The sequence below is a fragment of the Proteus columbae genome (genome assembly GCF_002777965.1).
Lineage (GTDB): Bacteria > Pseudomonadota > Gammaproteobacteria > Enterobacterales > Enterobacteriaceae > Proteus > Proteus columbae.
This window is the reverse complement of the sequence record NZ_NGVR01000013.1, coordinates 1-1,000: the sequence shown is the minus strand read 5'-3', so window position 1 is coordinate 1,000 and position 1,000 is coordinate 1. Positions and strand designations below refer to the sequence as shown.

The window sequence follows — 1,000 nt, the reverse complement described above, 5'->3', positions numbered from 1 at the left end:
GCCACCTGAAGTACTCACTCCACCCGATTGATGCTCAACTTTATATTCTGCGTAATTATGGATATCACTAAAGCCTAATGTGCCTGTATCGAGCTGGGTATGTTTACCCACGCTAATATCACCCCCTTGATTGACTGCAAATAAGCCCGATGAAATAACAATTTAATACAGAACCATGTGGGAATACGTTTTCTCAACATGGCTAAACTGGATAGTTGATTATCTGGTTGTCAGTGACACTGTAAGCTAAATACACAGAATTATTTACAGGGTCGGATCTTAACATCATCTACGTAACTTATATTTTATAAACCAATTACCTATACCAGCTATTATTCCACAAACCACGCTTGCTTTAATGATTTTTTTAAATATTTCAAATGAGAAAATAAAATCACCACTAATAAATAACCCAATAATGCTACGAATTATGAGATAGTAAAATGTTCCTATAAAAAATAGTCCAACAGAAGATAAAATTGTTACAATGAATAAATATTCAATAGAATTAATTTTTTGGCTCATTATCTTTTTCTCTTTTTTGTTTATTAAAATATTTAATTTCCTCTTGGATTTCTGTATTAGTAATTTCTATTGTTATCACTAATTCTATAACTGCTGTTAGACCATAACCCGATGTAGCCCCAAAAGTGGCTGAAACAACAACAGTTTTTGAATTTTCGCCTGCTATTTTACTCCCTAAATAAGCACTACCTGCGTTTAATTGAACATTTGAATGTAAGTTTTGATCTGTTCTTGTCCAACCTGTGAAACCAGCGAGCCCCATTAACTATCAAATATAAATAGCTGAATCAGTTTGATATTCCCTCTCATCCACCAAATCAAATTGTTAATAATTCAGCTCGCTGAGGAGTGAAATAATCATACAAAACTTAGTGTAGCGCTAATTTTTTCTTTATAAGAATATTAGTATCTTTTATGTTCAAGATAACTGACTAAACAAATCACTGCTCCTAAAAACAATCCCATTACTCCTCCT

The 1,000-nt window shown here is 32.6% G+C and carries 2 protein-coding genes; both read right to left on the bottom strand.

What is annotated here, in order from left to right; genetic code table 11:
* Positions 1–285 precede the first annotated feature (285 nt).
* Complete coding sequence (locus CBE70_RS05940) at positions 286–525, bottom strand: hypothetical protein (RefSeq protein WP_100158626.1); 240 nt, start codon at positions 523–525, stop codon at positions 286–288.
* The gene (locus tag CBE70_RS05935) at positions 509–787 is read right to left on the bottom strand and encodes a hypothetical protein (RefSeq protein ID WP_100158625.1); all 279 of its coding nucleotides are present in this window, start codon (positions 785–787) and stop codon (positions 509–511) included. The genes CBE70_RS05940 and CBE70_RS05935 overlap by 17 nt, the downstream gene beginning before the upstream one ends.
* Between the last annotated feature and the right edge of the window lie 213 nt (positions 788–1,000).

Excerpts from the sequence above, each read along its gene's own strand:
- CBE70_RS05935 (WP_100158625.1), bottom strand. The coding sequence starts at position 787 with ATGGGGCTCGCTGGTTTCACAGGTTGGACAAGAACAGATCAAAACTTA.
- CBE70_RS05940 (WP_100158626.1), bottom strand. The coding sequence starts at position 525 with ATGAGCCAAAAAATTAATTCTATTGAATATTTATTCATTGTAACAATT.